Source organism: Fibrobacter sp., from assembly GCA_024398965.1.
Classification (GTDB): domain Bacteria; phylum Fibrobacterota; class Fibrobacteria; order Fibrobacterales; family Fibrobacteraceae; genus Fibrobacter.
Map to the genome: position 1 here is coordinate 76,180 of JAKSIF010000009.1, position 16,707 is coordinate 92,886.

The 16,707-nt window shown below is 49.4% G+C and carries 14 protein-coding genes; all 14 read left to right on the forward strand.

What is annotated here, in order from left to right; translation table 11 throughout:
* The first annotated feature begins 145 nt into the window (after window positions 1-145).
* The gene (locus MJZ26_05935) at window positions 146-625 is read left to right on the forward strand and encodes an MraZ family transcriptional regulator (protein ID MCQ2105314.1); all 480 of its coding nucleotides are present in this window, start codon (window positions 146-148) and stop codon (window positions 623-625) included.
* Window positions 612-1,643: a 16S rRNA (cytosine(1402)-N(4))-methyltransferase RsmH gene (gene rsmH, locus MJZ26_05940; GenBank protein MCQ2105315.1), complete on the forward strand. Its 1,032-nt coding sequence runs from the start codon at window positions 612-614 to the stop codon at window positions 1,641-1,643. The genes MJZ26_05935 and rsmH overlap by 14 nt, the downstream gene beginning before the upstream one ends.
* Window positions 1,640-1,951, forward strand: a complete 312-nt coding sequence (locus MJZ26_05945; GenBank protein MCQ2105316.1) for a hypothetical protein — start codon at window positions 1,640-1,642, stop codon at window positions 1,949-1,951. Before rsmH ends, MJZ26_05945 begins: the two co-directional genes overlap by 4 nt.
* On the forward strand, window positions 1,948-3,834 hold the full coding sequence (locus tag MJZ26_05950; GenBank protein ID MCQ2105317.1) for a PASTA domain-containing protein: 1,887 nt from the start codon (window positions 1,948-1,950) through the stop codon (window positions 3,832-3,834). The genes MJZ26_05945 and MJZ26_05950 overlap by 4 nt, the downstream gene beginning before the upstream one ends.
* Entirely contained in the window at window positions 3,834-5,258 is a 1,425-nt protein-coding gene (locus tag MJZ26_05955) for a UDP-N-acetylmuramoyl-L-alanyl-D-glutamate--2,6-diaminopimelate ligase (GenBank protein ID MCQ2105318.1), read from the forward strand. Before MJZ26_05950 ends, MJZ26_05955 begins: the two co-directional genes overlap by 1 nt.
* A complete protein-coding gene (locus MJZ26_05960; GenBank protein ID MCQ2105319.1) occupies window positions 5,251-6,633 on the forward strand; it encodes a UDP-N-acetylmuramoyl-tripeptide--D-alanyl-D-alanine ligase in 1,383 nt (460 codons plus the stop codon). Before MJZ26_05955 ends, MJZ26_05960 begins: the two co-directional genes overlap by 8 nt.
* Window positions 6,634-6,692: 59 nt before the next feature.
* Window positions 6,693-7,841 (forward strand): putative lipid II flippase FtsW, encoded by a 1,149-nt coding sequence (locus MJZ26_05965; protein MCQ2105320.1) that lies wholly within the window; start codon window positions 6,693-6,695, stop codon window positions 7,839-7,841.
* Window positions 7,838-8,941 (forward strand): undecaprenyldiphospho-muramoylpentapeptide beta-N-acetylglucosaminyltransferase, encoded by a 1,104-nt coding sequence (murG, locus tag MJZ26_05970; GenBank protein MCQ2105321.1) that lies wholly within the window; start codon window positions 7,838-7,840, stop codon window positions 8,939-8,941. The genes MJZ26_05965 and murG overlap by 4 nt, the downstream gene beginning before the upstream one ends.
* On the forward strand, window positions 8,941-10,323 hold the full coding sequence (murC, locus tag MJZ26_05975) for a UDP-N-acetylmuramate--L-alanine ligase (protein ID MCQ2105322.1): 1,383 nt from the start codon (window positions 8,941-8,943) through the stop codon (window positions 10,321-10,323). Before murG ends, murC begins: the two co-directional genes overlap by 1 nt.
* A gap of 39 nt (window positions 10,324-10,362) precedes the next feature.
* Window positions 10,363-11,205 carry an FtsQ-type POTRA domain-containing protein gene (locus tag MJZ26_05980; GenBank protein ID MCQ2105323.1) on the forward strand — a complete coding sequence of 281 codons (843 nt, stop codon included), beginning with the start codon at window positions 10,363-10,365 and terminating at the stop codon, window positions 11,203-11,205.
* 10 nt (window positions 11,206-11,215) lie between these two features.
* Window positions 11,216-12,439 (forward strand): cell division protein FtsA, encoded by a 1,224-nt coding sequence (ftsA, locus tag MJZ26_05985; GenBank protein ID MCQ2105324.1) that lies wholly within the window; start codon window positions 11,216-11,218, stop codon window positions 12,437-12,439.
* A 31-nt stretch (window positions 12,440-12,470) separates the two neighbouring features.
* Complete coding sequence (gene ftsZ / locus MJZ26_05990; GenBank protein MCQ2105325.1) at window positions 12,471-14,204, forward strand: cell division protein FtsZ; 1,734 nt, start codon at window positions 12,471-12,473, stop codon at window positions 14,202-14,204.
* Window positions 14,205-14,326: 122 nt separating this feature from the next.
* Complete coding sequence (locus MJZ26_05995; GenBank protein MCQ2105326.1) at window positions 14,327-15,901, forward strand: hypothetical protein; 1,575 nt, start codon at window positions 14,327-14,329, stop codon at window positions 15,899-15,901.
* Between the two features lie 64 nt (window positions 15,902-15,965).
* Window positions 15,966-16,707: formate-dependent phosphoribosylglycinamide formyltransferase (gene purT, locus MJZ26_06000; protein ID MCQ2105327.1), on the forward strand; the 742-nt coding region annotated here is incomplete at its 3' end.

Here is a 16,707-nt window from a genome sequence, read left to right on the forward strand (position 1 = left end):
CGAAAATTTCATTTGGTGGGGAAATGTGGTGCAAGAGTGTAATAAAATGGTATGTAATCTTGCCAAAGTGGGTTGAAGTGGGTATATTTGGTACGTGTGTATATAATTCCATGTGTTGTGTAAAGTGTAAATGGAATAGTGTGTAATGAACGAACGTAACCGTTTTATAGGTCAAGCCAAGTCGGCTATCGACGGAAAGGGTAGGTGCGCCTTCCCTCGGGAGTTCCGTCGTCAATTGACCGCAGAAGACGGTACGGAATTCGTGCTGACGATCTGGGCTGACGGAAGACTCCGTCTGTTTGTAACGTCAGAATACGAGAAGTTCATGAACGAGTTGGATCAGTGGTCCGACCGCGAACTAGCAGAACAATTCCGACTGAGCCTCCGTTCCTCTTTAGTGGAACTGGATGGTCAGAATCGCATTTTACTCCCTAAGGATAAAATCCAGTATGCCGAGCTTACGAACAGCATTACGTTCGTAGAATACCGCGGCAAGTCTTTGGAATTGTGGAATACAGACAAGTACGAAGCCAAGCTTGCTTCTCAGACAGAAGAAGCCAAGGCTCAGTTCAACAAGCTCTGTTTTAATGCTGGTTTTGCGGGGGGATTGAATGTCCAAAAATGATCCTCAAGTAAAATCCTTACATACAAAAGAATTTTCTGAAGCTGCCGTCGCAGGTGTTGAAGGTGGCGTGTTCTATCATGATCCTGTAATGCTTAAGGAATGTCTCGAAGGCCTTAAGCTTAAAGGTAGTGAGGTACTTACCGATGGTACGTTTGCAGATTGCACTCTGGGCGGTGGCGGTCACTCTTACGCTATTGCCACTCGTCTTTCTAATGCAGGCACTCTCCACGCTTTCGACCGTGACGATGATGCCGTAAAGTTTGCAACCAAGCGCCTGGCTGGTGTTGCTCCCAAGTTCATTGTTCATCCGGTTCCCTTTGGCGAACTGGGTAACGAAATTCCGGCAGACACCTTGGACGGTGTTCTTTATGATCTGGGCATTAGCAGTCATCAGGTTGATGATTCCAGCCGCGGCTTTACCTTTGTTGGTAACAATCCTCTGGATCTTCGCATGGATCGTCGCGAAGAAGTTAGCGCCCAGGAATGGCTCCGCAGTGTAAGTGCAGACGACTTGGCAGAAGCTCTTCGCAAGAATGCCGATATGGATCGCGCATTCAAGCTTGCAACCCGTATTATTGAAGTCGCCGCAGAAACAGGCCGTGCTGGCCGCGACATTCTGCCCAGCGATATCAAGGCTGTTGTAGAAGCGGTGTTCCCGGACAAGCGTCGTGATGCAAACAGCTTGCTTGCCCGCGTATTCCAGGCTGTCCGTATGGAAGTAAACGGCGAACTTCGCCAGATTGAAAACAGCCTCCGTGCCGCAGTGGATTGCCTTAAGGTTGGCGGTCGCCTGGTTGTGATGAGCTATCACTCTGTGGAAGACCGTTGCGTCAAGGATACCTGCGCAGAATTTGAAAAGGCCTGCATTTGCCCTGAACATATGCCTGTGTGCGTTTGTGGTGGCAATCACCAGCGTCTTAAGAAGGTGAATCGCAAGCCGATTCTTCCGACAGAAAAAGAAATTGCAGTCAACAGCAGGGCTCGCTCTGCGAAACTTAGGGTATACGAAAGGGTATGAGTAGCGAAAATACAAATCCCGTGATTTACTCTAACCGCACCATTGTGCGGGGTTTCCTTGTTGTTGTGGTGGTGGCAGGACTTCTGCTGATTCTGCCTCTCTACATGCAGAATCGAATTTCTCGCTTGTATATCAAGTCCCATGAACTTTCCGAAGAAATTGGTCGCTTGCAGCGTCAGATTCTTGTGCAGGAATTGGAAATGAATAAGCTGTCTTCCCTTGAAGCTTTGTCTGAGTACGGGGAAGAAACTGGCTTGGGCCTCAATGATGTGCCGACCAAGGTGCGTGTTGTAGGAGGTGCTCGATGAATATCAATGTTGATGCACTCTCTATCGCGAAGACTTTGGTTCTTGGTGTTGTCGGGGTTCTTGCTTGGCAGACTTTTAACATCCAGGTGCTGAATCGTGAGGTTTACCAGAATCAGACCAAGAGCATGGTGACCCGTACCAAGAACATCTTTGCTGAACGCGGCCAGATTATGGACCGTAACGGTGTTGTTCTTGCTGACAACCTGCGCGATACCATCAATCCTGAAGACTTCAGCAGAATCTTCTTGCAGGGTAAGCTTGCATCTCAGATTGTTGGCAAGGTTGGCTATAACGGAACCGGTAGCATGGGCCTGGAAAAGGTTTTTGACCTGCGCCTCCGTGGCAACGAAGGTTTCCGTGTCAGCATTCAAGACGCCAAGAAGAATGAAATCTATGGCCGTTCCGAGAACGTGGCTGAAGCTGAACCGGGTAAGAATCTTGTCTTGACAATTGACAAGAACATGCAGGAAATTGTTGAAAAGGCCCTGAAGGATGGCGTAATCGAATTTGAGGCTAAGAATGCAAGCGCCGTTGTAGTTGATCCTTATACCGGTGAAATTCTTGCCATGGCCAGCTATCCGACTTTTGACCCTAACTCCAAGAATCAGGGTGTTGGTCGTATGGCCAAGAATGACATTGTGGCCATGGCCTACGAACCGGGTTCCACATTCAAGGTTATCACCGCTGCTGCAGCACTGGAAAATGGTGTTGTTTCTCCGGATACAATCTTTGCAAATGAGGGCAAGTGCTGGAGCTGGAATCCCCGTTCCGAAAAGATTTGCGACACCCATATCTACGGGGATATGGATATGGCTGAAGCCATGGTTCAGTCCTCTAATATTGTTTTCGGTAAGATTGCCGATAAGGTGGGCGCCGATAAGCTTTATCGAATGGCTCGTAACTTTGGTCTGGGCATGAAGACCTCGGAAAGCTTCTATGGCGAAGAATCCGGTAAGCTGCTGCGCCCCTATGAACTTAAGGCCGATGATCGAACCTTGAAGACGATGGGCTTTGGCCACGCCATGATGGTTACTCCTATCCAGCTGGTGATGGCATACTCTGCTGTGGCAAACGGCGGTAAGCTGATGGAACCCATGCTTGTAAAGGAATGGCGTGATTCCGAAGGTCATCTTGTAGAAAAGAAGGAACCGGTTGAAGTTCGCCGCGTGATTTCTGAACAGACTGCAGCCAGCATCCGTCAAATGCTTCATCGTGTGGTGAACAACGGTACCGCAAAGAAGGTTATGAGCAAGAAGATTCCGGATGTGATTTTCGGTGGCAAGACTGGTACCGCAGAAAAGTACAATCAGGAAACTCGCAAGTATGACCGTGATCATCAGGTGGCTTCCTTTATTGGCCTTGCTCCTGTTGAAGACGCTCGCTACGTTTGCATGGTCTTGGTGGACGATCCTCAGACAGCTCAGCATCATGGCGGTAATACCGCTGGTCCGATTTTCCGTCGCATTATGGAAGGCGTCTACTATCATCCGGAATTGTCTCCTGCATCCCATGCACTCTCTCTTGTTGATGCAAAGTCTAATTGCAAGAACGATTTTGTTGGCATGATGGCTAAGGATGCAAAGACCATGGCTGAAGCAAAGAATTGCAAGGTCCAGTTTGAGGGTGAAGGAAATCGTGTGATTTCTGAACGCCGCGATATGAGTGATTCCGTAGGCATCACCCTGGTCCTTGGAAATGTGGATGCGGGCAAAATGCCCAACCTGAAGGGCCTTTCCTTGAAGGATGCTCTGGAAATTGCAGGAAGCATTCGCATGAATGTTGAATATACAGGCAAGGGTCGTGTTGTTGCCCAATCCCCGAAGGCCGAAGAAGAATTGCGTAAAGGGCAAGTTTGCAAACTAACGTTGAAGGAGAGGGGCTAATGCTGTCTGAAACTTTGATGAAGAACCTGGATGTTCGTGGTTTGTGTGACGATTCCCGTCGTGTGAAGGCTCACGACTTGTTCTTCTCGCTGCCTGCTGAAAACTATGAGGAATTCGCCCGCAATGCAATTGCCGCGGGTGCTGTTGCCGTTGTTGGCGAGACTGTGGCTCCTGAGGGATTGACTTCCAAGTGGATTCAGGTGTCCGATGTGAAGACTGCTCGCCTCGATGCTGCTAGGATTTTCTATAAGGATCCTTTTGCTAAGCTTACCTGCCACGCAGTTACGGGCACCAATGGCAAGACCACCAGCGCATTCCTGATGGATGCCATGCTGACGGCTGCTGGCAAGAAGGTTGCCCTGCTTGGCACGATCAAGAATAAGGTGGGCGATGTTTCTGTTCCCGCCAACTTGACTACCCCGGGTCTCTTGGACTTGTACGCATTCGCTGCCAAGGCTGTGGATGCGGGCTGCACTGACCTTGTGATGGAAACATCTTCTCATGCTCTTCATCAGTCCCGCATGGCAGGCGTCAGCTATAGAAGCGGCTTGTTCAGCAACCTGACTCAGGATCATCTTGACTACCACAGGACCATGGAAGCCTATTTTGATGCAAAGAAGCTTCTGTTCACGAAGTTCCTTGCTGCAGATGGCGTTGCCGTTGTGAATATCGACGATGAACACGGCGCTGCACTCAGTGATGAACTGAAGGCCATGGGCAAGAATGTGATGGCTGTTTCCCGTCTCGGTAACGCTAAGGCCGACGTGAAGCCTGAAGGTGCTGTGGAAAATACCGAAGATGGCTTGAAGTTTGTTCTGCCGGCTATTAGCGGCGACAAGTTTGAAACTCCTCTTTGCGGTGATTTCAATGTGGACAATGTCCTGTTGGTTCTTTCCTGGGCAAAGGCTGTAGGCGTATCTGAAGAAGCTATGCGTAAGGCCCTCGCCGAGATCCGTGTTCCGGGCCGTTTCGAAAAGGTCTGGAACAAGGATGGAAAGCATGTGATTGTTGACTATGCTCATACTCCCGATGCTCTGGAACGTGTGCTTGCCACTGCCCGCTCTCTCTGCCGTGGCAAGCTCTCTTGCGTATTCGGCTGTGGCGGTGACCGCGATAAGACCAAGCGCCCCATTATGGGTGCCATTGCGGAAAAGATGAGCGACAAGGCTTGGCTCACTTCCGATAATCCTCGTACCGAAAATCCGACTGACATTATCAATGATGTTCGTGCCGGTATGAGTACCGACAAGTTCGAGGTGGTTGAAAAGCGTGAAGAAGCCATTGCCAAGGCTTGTGCAGAACTTAAGGACGGTGACTGGCTGGTTGTCGCTGGCAAGGGTCACGAAGACTACCAGATTATCGGTAAGACCAAACATCATTTTGACGACCACGAGGAAGTGGTGAAGGCTATGGAAAATGTTTAAGCTGGATTTGAAAATTAAGGAACTGCTTGAAATTCTTGAAACCCAGGCTGTGGGCGTTAATGGCCGTACCCAGAACCGCAAGGTGAATCTTTGCATGGATTCCAGGGAACCTGCCAATGGTGTTGTTTTTTGGCCTCTTAAGGGTGCTCGTTTTGACGCCCACCAGTTTGTACCTCAAATGGAAAAGAATGGAGCTCTGATGAGTGTTGTGAATCAGGATGCCGTAGGTATTGAAACCTTTAAGATGTACGCACCGGTGGAAGATACCACCAAGGCACTTCTCAAACTGGCTAAGGGCTATCAGCGTAACTTTAAGGTTAAGAAGGTTGCCATTACTGGCAGTAATGGCAAGACTACGACCAAGGAAATGACCAAGGCAGTACTTTCCATGAAGTATAACACTCATGCAACAGCCGGTAATTACAACAACCATATCGGCGTTCCTATGACCTTGTTCCAGCTGAAGCATTCTCACGAAGCTGCCGTTATCGAAATGGGTACTAGCGGCCCCGATGAAATCCGCCCCCTTTCTTTGGCTGCAGAACCGGATATCGCCGTGATTACCAATATCGGTGCTAGCCATCTGGAAAAGTTGAAGGATTACGATGGCGTATTTGCCGAAAAGAGAACCATCGTGGCTGGCCTTAAGAAGAATGGTCTTTTGATTGTAAATGCCGACGATGAACGTCTTTGCAAGCTTCGCAGCAATACCAGCTATAAGGTGGTAACCTTCGGTATCAAGCGTGGTATTTACAAGCCTGAAAAGCTGAGCTGGAACGAAGATAACTGCGCAACCTTCTACATTGGTCGCACCAAGTTCAGCCTGAAGGTTCCGGGTATCCACAACGTTTATAACGCTCTGGCTGCAATCGCCATTGGCGAAGCTTATAAGGTTTCCAAGACCGATATCGCCAAGGCTCTCTCCAATTTCCATTCCACCAATATGCGTATGGAAATCAAGGTGGCCAACGGTTTCAAGATCGCTTCTGACTGCTACAATGCAAATCCCTCTTCTACCAAGATGGCTTTGCTGACTCTGGGTAGCGCTAGCGCAAACCGTCGTATCGCCATTCTTGGCGACATGCTGGAATTGGGTAGCCTTGCCGACAAGTTCCATCAGGAAATCGGCGCCATGGTTCCCGAAATGAATTTCGATATGCTTTTTACCGTTGGTGAAAAGTCCAAGCTGTATGTGAAGGGCGCAAAGGCCAAGGGCATGAAGAAGGCTTACCACTTCGAAAATGTGGAAAGCCTTATCGCTAGCCTTACCGTAGTGGTTGCTGAAGGCGACTTGCTCTTGGTGAAGGGTAGCCGCGGTATGCATATGGAGCAGGTGGTTGACGCCATGCTAAAGCTGACAAAGGTAAGTGTTTAACAGATCTGTAAGGTTTGAATCGAAGGACTAAGATGGACGAGCAAGTGCAACATCAGGGAATGAACAAGCTGCTGCTTATAGTAGTCTTGTTGCTGATTTGCTTCGGCGTGGCTGTGGTATATACCGCATCCGCTCCCTTTGCTGTTGCCCACGGACGTCCTGCAGAATACTATATGCTGGAACATCTGAAGAAGGCTGTTCCGGGTCTGATTGTGATGCTGTTTATTGGCCGCTTTATTGACTATGGCAACCTAAAGGTTTGGGGCCGCCTGTTCTTTGTAGGCGCTGCCATCTTGACTTTTATCGCCTTGATCCATGGCCATGGTGTCAAAGGTGCCAACCGTTGGATTTTCGGCTTGCAGCCTTCCGAATTCATGAAACTTGGCTTGATTATTTGGGTAAGCGTAAAGTTGTCTGAGGCTGGAGATAACATCAAGTCTCTTGCAGGAACATTGATCCAGCCGGGGATCCCCTTTGGAATTACGGCCATACTGCTGGTGCTGCAGCCGAACTATTCCATGCTGATTATGGTAACCGGTATTGTCGTTAGCATTATGGTTGTTGCTGGCGTGAATTATAAGTACCTGGGCTATACTGCCCTGGGAGCCATACCTTTGGCCTTTGGCATCTTGATGAGTACTCATCACTCTAGAAACCGTATTCTTGCGTTCTTTGCAGAAGAAGGAAAAATGCAGGCTTCGAACTGGCAGGGTGATCATGCTTTGCAGGCTCTTGGCAATGGCGGATGGTTTGGCACAGGTTTTGGACAGGGTGTTCAGAAGCTTGGTTACTTGCCTGAAGCACATAAGGATGTTGTATACGCAGTAATTGGTGAAGAGTTCGGCTTTATCGGCTTGTTTGTGATTCTTGCTCTCTTTGCAGTTCTTTTTGCTCAGGGCTTCAAGATTGCGCAGAATTCTGCAACCCGTTTTGGCAAGTACTTGGCTTTTGGTTTGACTCTTTCGCTGTTCCTGAACTTTTTGGTTCATGTATGCGTTTGCGTTGGATTGTTCCCCATGACGGGTCAGCCTTTGCCGTTCTTCAGCTACGGCGGAACGAATTTGATTTATACCTCACTTGCTGTAGGGATCCTGTTGAACATTTCTCGTCCTACCTCTGGAAAGAAAGTCAAGGAACCTTACACCAGTGGTAGTTCGCTAGAAAGTAGCGTGTTTAGGAATTTTGATTTTTCAAGGAGAAACGCATGAAGAAGTTTCTTTTCGTATGCGGCGGCACCGGTGGCCATATCTTTCCGGCGGTAGCCATTGCTGATAGCCTCAAGAAGATGGGCGTGACCGACATTACTTTTGCCGGCCGTAAGGATTCTATGGAAGAACGTCTTGTGGCTAAGAACTGGCCTTACGAATACATTTCCGCAGTGCCTCTTCATCGTGGACCATTCCTTAAGAATTTGGCTCTGCCTTACAATTTGACAAAGTCTCTTGTTCGCGCCAAGAGCGTTATCAAGAAGGTTAAGCCCGATGTAGTTGTAGCTACCGGTGGTTACGTTTCTCTTCCCATTGTTCTTGCTGCAGGCTCCATGGGCGTGCCTGTCTATCTGCAGGAACAGAATGCGGTTGCTGGCGTTGCCAATAAGATTGGTGCCCGCTATGCAAAGACCGTCTTTGTGACTTCTCCTGAAGCAGGTTCTTTCTTCCCTGCAGAAAAGGTTCAGGTTTTCGGAAATCCGGTTCGTGAACTTCCGTCGGGTGATTCCCTGGCCCGTCCTGCTGAATTTGCCGAAGGCAAGAAGGCTGTGTTTATCGTCGGTGGCTCTCAGGGTGCTGCTGGCATCAACAATAAGATTGAAGATAGCATTAAGGCTATTACCGCCCGTGACGATGTCTCTGTCGTTTGGCAGGTTGGGGTCAAGAACGTTGCTGCAATCAACGACCGCCTGGGTGAAATGCCCAATGTGGCAGTCCGTGGCTTCCTTGATGGTATCTATTCCTACATGAAGCATGCCGACTTGATTATTAGCCGTGCAGGTGCATCCGCCTTGGCTGAAATTCTTGCCTTTGGCAAACCCTCCATTCTTTTGCCGTTCCCCCATGCCACTGCAAACCACCAGGAACACAACGCTCGTGTTGTGGAAAAGGCTGGTGCAGCTCTTGTTGAATTGGATGCCGAAGACAATCACCTTTGGGAAAAGGTGGAATCTCTCCTGGCCGACGAAGGTCGCCTTGCAAATATGGCTGTCGCTGCAAAGAAGCTTGGCATGCCCGATGCTGCAGATCAGATCGCCAAGGTGATTATGGAAAAGGAATGCGGCTCTGTGAAGTCTGAAGAAGTAAAGGAGAATGCATAATGCAGATTAATGATTGCAAGCGTGTCCGTCGACTCCATTTTGTTGGCATTGGTGGCGCAGGCATGTCTGGCATTGCAGAAGTTCTTCATGCCAATGGCTTTATCGTCAGTGGCTCCGACATGAGTGAAAGTGCCGTTGTGGATTATTTGCGCAATCTGGGTATTCGCGTAGATCCCAAGCACGATGCCAAGAATGTAGAAGACGCTGATCTGGTTGTCTATTCCTCCGCCGTTCCCCATGACAATCCGGAACTGGTTGAAGCTCGCAACCGTCGTATTCCTGTTATCAAGCGTGCAGAAATGCTTGGCGAACTGATGCGTATGAAGTATACGCTCTCTATCGCCGGTACTCACGGCAAGACCACTACCACTTCCATCGTTGGCCAGATTTGGGAAGAAGCCGGATTGGATCCCACAATCATCGTTGGCGGTGTTGTAAAGGGTCACGGAAGTGGCGCCAAGGTGGGTAAGGGCAATTACCTCATTGCTGAATCCGACGAATTTGACCGCAGCTTCCTTTCTATGATGCCTTCTTCTGCCATCATTACCAACATTGATGCAGACCATTTGGATACTTACGAAAATATCGAAGACATCAAGGACGCTTTCGTACAGTTTGCAAATAAGATTCCGTTCTACGGCCAGATTATCCTTTGCCTTGACGATTCCAACGTGCAGCAGATTTTGGCTCGCTTGAAGAAGCCTGTGATTACTTACGGATTCTCTCGCCAGGCTAAGTACCGCGTGGACAACCTTCGCTTTGAAAAGGGTTTCCCTGTATTTGAAATTTTGAATGACGGTGTTTCTCTGGGTGAATTCAAGCTCCAGATTCCTGGCCGCCATAACGTGCTGAACGCTACCGCTGCAGTGGCCCTTGCCATTGAAGAAGGCATTTCTGCCGATATCGCCCGCAAGGCTGTAGCTGCTTTCGAAGGTGTTAAGCGCCGCTTTGAATTTATCGGTGAAAAGAATGACGTGATGGTCTTTGATGACTATGCTCATCATCCGACTGAAGCAACTGCAACCTTGCTTGGCTTCCGCGATGCATTCCCGGACAAGCGTGTAATCGTTGCTTTCCAGCCTCATCTTTTTACTCGTACCCGCGACCAGCACGAAGCTTTTGGTAGTGCTTTTGCCAACTGCGATGTTCTGCTTGCAACCGATATTTACCCTGCCCGTGAAAAGCCTATTGAAGGTGTGACCGGCAAGTTGGTTTCTGATAGTGCAACGAATCGCGGCCATCGTGATGCTCGCTTTATCGGAAGCCTAGATAATTTGATTCCTGAACTCAAGAAGACTCTTCGCCCTGGTGACGTGGTAGTCCTGATGGGTGCAGGCAGCATCTATAAACTGGGCGAAACAATTCTTGAGGAATGTCTCTAAGGGTCTTTCGCAATTGTAGAAGCTGATTGGAGTAACTGAGTGAACGAACGTAAAACCACATTGCTTGGACGCCGCATGGGCTATAACGAGCAGAAGAAAAGAATGGAACGCAACCAGAAGATAAAGGCTGCGTGTTCCCGAGCTTTTCACTGGTTTAAACGTGGTGGCTGGATTGCATGCGTGGTCGTTGTTGCTGCAATTGCTGTTCTGTGGCAGCAGCGATTCTACCTGCAGCAGGTCAGCCCTCTCAAGCTTCGTCACTTGCAGCGTGTTGAAATCGAAGGCAACAGAATGCTTTCTTGGGATGATGTGATGCAGAATGCTCAGGTTGAAACTGGCATGCTCATGTCTGAACTGGATCCGGATTCCGTGAAGGCGGCCCTTATGGCTCTTCCGCTGATTCGTTCTGTTGAAGTGGAGAAAAAGTTCCCGTCTTCCTTGTTCATCAAGTTGCAGGAATCCACACCGGTTCTTTCTGTGCTTAGTGAAGGTTCTGCTGTGGTCTATTCAGAAAAGGGCGTGCCGCTGCCTCACTCGATGGCTACGGCAATGCGCTTGCCTGTAATGGATGTTGAATCTATGGAAAAGGTTAAGGTCCTTGCCGAATTCCTGAACGAAATGCGTGACAACGATAAGGACCTGTACGAGAAGGTTTCTCAGATTGGCTGGAGCGAAAAGGATAAGGCAATTGAAGTGTTCTACAAGGATGTAGGCTTCAAGGTTCTCTTTTCCGCAAACGGCTGGACTAAGGACGATTTTAGACTGTATAACTCGCTGGGTACAGGTTTCGTAAAGGACTTGATCTGTGCAGGCGAAGTGGATATGAGATTTCACGGTTTTGCGTACGTAAGACATTATGACAAGAGGTGTGTCAATGGATGAGTCAAAACAAATGAATAAGAAGGAAAACTATATCTTCGGCCTTGATATCGGGTCTTCGAAGGTAAACCTTTTTGTTGGAATTTCCGAGGGCGATTCTGTCCGCGTTGTTGAATGCGGGGATTTTCCGCTGGCTAACGCAGAAGAGCAGGACCTTGTCGTGGATACACTGCAGAAGGCCGCTCAGATGCTGGAACGTTCCGCAGGCGTTGATGTACGCGACGTTTACGTTGGCATTGCCGGAAAGCACGTGCAGTCTTTCCGTTACGAAGGCCTTATCACTTTGCCTACTGGCGAAGTTCGTGAAGAAGATATTGAAAACGTAAAGAAGCAGGCAAGTACGCTGCCAGCTTCTGCTGGCGAAATCATCCATGTATTCCCGGGTGAATACACCTTGGACGACGACAAGCACATTCGCAATCCGAAGGGACTTTCTGGCCGCCGCCTTGGCGTAGAAGTCCAGCTGGTGACCTCTCGCCAGAACGCATTGCAGAACCTGATCAAGTGCGTAACTCGTGCTGGTCTTAACGTGGCAGGCTTTGTGCTGGAACCTCTTGCAGCCGCCTGTGCCGTTTTGACTGACGATGAACGCGAACTTGGCGTGGCTCTTGTGGATATCGGTGCTGGCTCTGCTGATATCGCAGTCTTTGTCAATGATTCTGTGCGCTACACGGCCTCTCTTGATTTGGCTGGTAATGTAATCACCAGCGATATCAGTAAGTGCCTGAACGTGCCTATCTCTTTGAGCAAGGCAGAAGAAATCAAGAAGAAGTTTGGCACCTGCGTTCTTAGTACCTTGAACGAAAATGAAACATTCCCGGTTCCTGCTGTGGGTGACCGTGGTGATGTTCCCTGCTCTCGTAAGCTTCTTGCAAACGTGATCGCTGCACGTATACACGAAATTTTCATGCTGTTGTCTAATGACCTTAAAAAGCATCAGCTTGACACAATTATTAATGGCGGCATTGTTTTGACTGGTGGCTGCTGTGCTTTGGAAGGCATTGAAAATGTTGCATCCAAGGCCTTTGGCAAGCCGGTTCGCATTGGACATCCTAAGGGCATGAGCGGAATCCAGGAGGCTTTCCAGAATCCGTCCTATGCAACTGGTATTGGCCTTCTGCACTATGCAAACAAGCAGAGCCGCGAAAGAAAACGCAACGAAACTGGTGCCCAGATTAAGGTTTCTATGAAGAAGGGTTTCCAGCGTTTCGTTGAATTTATCAGAACTTATTTCTAACAACATCAACACTCAATCAGGGAGATATAAAATGAGTGAATCTACAAGAATCAATTTCGATGCAACTTCTCGCATCATGGGTGAAGACACCTCTTCTCGCAATGCCAAGGTCAAGGTCTTTGGCGTTGGTGGTGCAGGTGGCAATACCGTTAACCGTATGAAGCAGATGAATATTGAAGGCGTAGAATACTATGCCGTCAATACCGATGCAATGGCTCTTGACTTGAGCCTCGCTGATCACAAGATTGTCATTGGCGAAAAGACCACCAAGGGTCTCGGTGCAGGTATGGAACCCGAAAAGGCCGGCAAGGCCGTTGAAGAAAATATCGAGGAACTCAAGGAAGCCATGAAGGGCGCCGACATGGTGTTCGTCACTGCCGGTATGGGCGGTGGTACCGGTACCGGTGCTGCACCTATCGTTGCAAACGTGGCTCGCGAACTGGGTATCTTGACTGTTGCTGTTGTGACCAAGCCTTTCCGCTTCGAAGGCAACGCTCGTGCAAAGATTGCTCAGGAAGGTATCAAGAACCTCCGCGCTGCAGTTGACACCATCATCGTTGTTGAAAACAAGAAGCTCCTGGGTCTGCTCCAGACTTCTAATCCTTCTGCAACTATGGAAGAAGCCTTCAAGATGGCTGACGAAATTCTCGGCAATGCAGTCCAGAGCATCTGTGGCATTATGTTCCACCACGGCCTGGTCCATGTTGACTTTGCTGATATCCGTAAGGTCATGCTCAAGGGTGGTAGCGCTCTTATGGGTACTGGCTGCGCTCAGGGTGAAAAGCGTGGTATTGCTGCTGCCGACTTGGCTCTTGCATCTCCGCTTCTGGAAGACATTGATGTTCGCGGTGCATCTGGCGTGCTCATCAACGTTGCCCATGGCGAAAACTACTCTTTGATTGAACACAGTGATGCTATGGAACACATTTACGAACGCGTTGGTGAAGAAGGTGATCCCAACATCATCATCGGCGACATCACCATTCCGGAAATGGGTGACCGCGTCAGCATCACTATTATCGCAACCGGTTGCGGTGGCTCTGCCAATGTTGTTCCCCAGGCTCCTGCCCAGGCATTCAACATCAATAATGTTCCCACTGGTTTCCAGACCATTCCGCAGTACACCTATCAGCAGCCCGTTTCTGTTGCCCCGGCAGCACCTGTGGCTCCCGCACCTGTAGCAGAAGCTCCCGCGGCTCCCGCTGTCCAGCAGGCAACTCCTCGTCCTACCGCCATCAATTTCGCCGCCTTGGCCCAGGCCCAGGTTGCTCCCGCAGTAGCCCCGGCTCCTGCAGCTCCGGCACCCCAGATGGATCAGGATGTCTTTACCCGTCGTATGCCCGCTCAGCAGCCGGCATTCGTTGACGAAAAGGTGGCTCCCGCCCCCGAAACTCTCAGCGAAATTCCGGCTCTGACTGACACCGGCGTTATGCGTGCTGTAAATTCTGCCATGTTCGGCGCTACTGGCTTTGATGCCATGTCTCAGGCCGAAGAAACCGTCGTTCGCGGTTCTGAAACTTCTGAATTCTCTCTCGTTACAGAAGAAGACCGCATTATCGGTGGCCGCGGCATGCTGGAAACCAATTATGCAAGTGAACCTGCCTACGTGCGTAACACCATGTATGCAACTGCAGAAACCGTGGCAACTCATGCTTCTGTCGGTTCTTCCCGCACTGAAACTATGGAACCGTCCATGAAGGATAGCGGCGTAGACTATTCTCTGCCTGCATACCTGCGTCAGAACGCTAACCTGGACAACTTCTAAGAAATACACACACACACACGAACGCGTGAAAACGCGTTCAACACAACACAAGGAACCGCCTGGGTACTCCCTGCCTGGGCGGTTCTTTGCTTTTTTACGATTAAATTTTTTACATTGTAATTATGGATTTCTTCAAGGTTGTATCTTCCGTTTTTCTGATTGCGTCGGCAGCTTTGGGTGCCGGAGCGCCTCCGGAAATACCCCAGTGGACTCCGGATAGCTCGTTTAGTGGCTATGTCCAGTTGGGAACCGATTTCAACCTTGGCTTTAGCGGAGGTCCCGTTGCCTCCCATTTTGCAGTGGACACTTTGGAAAGCTATGGCGGTGGCAGTAATTGGCGAGCCCTGCAGGTTCCCCTTGAAACTGCACGTATTTACGAGGAACGCATAGATCCGTTTTTTACGCTGAGTTTCAGAGCGGGTTACAAGAACTTTGATTTCCTTATGGAATTGCCTTTGCGCAAGGATATTGAAGCCTGGTACCATAGCGCGTCCAAGACGAACTTGACTTACAAGCCTAGCGAACTAGACATTAACGTTCCTGTAAACGCCTATGCCAAGTGGAAGAATCCGGTTGGCTATGTCCAGGTGGGGCGCTTCGATGCGGATGTGAAAGTTTCCAAGAACGATGTTCTTGTTGGAGGCATTCCGTATCACGATGGTATCCTCTGGAAGTTTACTCCAGGTATTTTCCGATATGATTTCTTGCTGAGTTCCATAAATCCCTGGCTTCATGGGGATGTTATTGATCGCGAAACAGGCTGCCCTCCGGAAGGAACCGAGGCCTATGCGCAGAAGTGTACCGTTCCCAGTAAGCAGATGCCCAACCAGCGTGAAAGAACATATCACGAAAATGTCAAGAACCTGATGTTCCATCGCTTTGGTCTGGAAATGAAACATTTCTGGGCCTATGTCGTGGAAACCAGTGTGCAGGGCGGAAAGGCTCTGGAATTCAGGTCTCTGAATCCCTTTATGTACTGGCATGACAACTATGCCACAGGTTATACCTCTGCGGCCACATCCCTGGAATTGGGATTGAAACCCATTAAGGGAGCCAAGTTCTATGGCCAAATGAACATGGAAGATATCAATAGCCCTGTCGGTGAAGATGATGACAAAGGTACTAGCCGTTCTGTTATAAATTATTTGGTGGGGTACTACCAGGAAATTCCGACTTCCAAGATAGGTCTTTTTACAACTCGTCTTGATGTTGTACTTACCGACCCCGTGTCCAATAATGCGAAACTTCCCTTGTTGAAGTATACCGGACGTCGTTTGTACCGAAGCAATTACCGTGAGCAGGGGGATGTTGATTACGCTGACGCCTACTTTGTGGACTATCCTGTTGGTTACCGCCGCGGTCCTGATGCTTTGGATGTCTGGTTCGACCTTGGGTGGAAACTGAGAGGCCATTCTTTGGACTTGTCGTTGGCATGGTTACGTCAGGGAGACAAGGAACTCTTTGTTGATTATGACGAAGCTATCAAGGCTGATAATTCGTTGTCTGGCGTAGTGGAAACACAGTACGTTATGGATGTTTTGTACCAGAACAAGGTCAATCGCTGGTTTAGCTTCTACCTGGGTGGTGGATTCCGTATTTATGAGAATCTTGACCATGTGAAGAAGGAAGATGGTGCCGACGGATGGGTTCGTTCTGGTGTAAAGTTTAATTTCAATCCTGTGGACTACAGGTTTTAACAGAACCTCGGATATATTCATCATTATTATCTATCTTTAGGGTGTCTCAAAACAGGAGTATATTATGGCTGAAATTGGTACCCCGCTTAGCTCAAGTGCAACCAAGGTTCTCTTCTGCGGTGCAGGTGAACTGGGTAAGGAAGTAATTATCGAAATGATGCGTCTCGGTGTCGAAGTTGTAGCCGTAGACCGTTACGCCAATGCTCCTGGCATGCAGGTGGCTCACCGTTCCCATGTAATCAACATGCTGGACGGTGCAGAACTCCGCCGCGTTATCGAACTTGAAAAGCCCGACTACATCGTTCCCGAAGTGGAAGCTATTGCTACCGATACTTTGGTCCAGATGGAATCCGAAGGCTACAACGTCATTCCTACTGCAAAGGCTACCAAGTTGACCATGAACCGCGAAGGTATCCGTCGCCTGGCTGCAGAAGAACTGGGCATCAAGACCAGTCCCTACAAGTTTGCAGACAACTTCGAGGATTTCAAGGCCGCCGTCAAGGAAATCGGCATTCCTTGCGTCATCAAGCCCGTGATGAGTTCCTCCGGCCATGGCCAGAGCGTCATCAAGACCGAGGCTGACATCGAAAATTCCTGGAACATCTCTCAGAACGAAGGTCGCACCGGTAAGGCTAGCCGCGTGATTATCGAGGGCTTCGTTCCTTTCGATTACGAAATCACCCTCCTCACCGTTCGTCACGTTGCAGGCACTTCCTTCCTGGAACCCATCGGCCACCATCAGGTGGGCGGCGACTATCAGGAATCCTGGCAGCCCCAGCCCATGAAGCCTGAACTTCTGGAACAGG